The sequence below is a fragment of the Pseudomonas sp. FIP_A4 genome, from assembly GCF_036701605.1.
Classification (GTDB): Bacteria; Pseudomonadota; Gammaproteobacteria; order Pseudomonadales; family Pseudomonadaceae; genus Stutzerimonas; species Stutzerimonas phenolilytica.
Genome location: NZ_JAYDXP010000002.1, coordinates 1 through 364, shown reverse-complemented (window position 1 = coordinate 364; position 364 = coordinate 1). Strand labels below are relative to the sequence as shown.

The window sequence follows — 364 nt, the reverse complement described above, 5'->3', positions numbered from 1 at the left end:
ATGACGGCCGCCTGCTGACCCTCGAAGACAGCGTGGAATTCTTCAACCTGATCTTGCAGCGCAACCTCAGCCAGCAGGAGAAGGCCGATCTGGTCGCCTTCCTGCGCACGCTCTGAGGCACCGCTTATCCGGCGCCTCTCCGAAGGGCAGGTGGACGCACGGGTAGGGCTGCGCGCGGGCGGCTGTGGCGGCGCCCGCGCCGGGCGGGGACGGTTGGGGCAACGGCCTGGCCAGCCCGCGCCGCGATTAAGACTTGGAGAAGCGGCGTGTGACCATGGTGGCCGCTGTCCATCGCGACTTCCAACCCGCGCGCGAGGACTCTGGCTACCCAGGCCGCGTCGCCGAGCGCGCCCGCGGCAGGCTC

Annotated in this window: 1 protein-coding gene; it reads left to right on the top strand. The window is 70.3% G+C overall.

What is annotated here, in order from left to right:
- On the top strand, positions 1-116 hold a 116-nt coding region (locus U8L64_RS00010; RefSeq protein ID WP_333392684.1), incomplete at its 5' end, for a hypothetical protein.
- Positions 117-364: the final 248 nt, after the last annotated feature.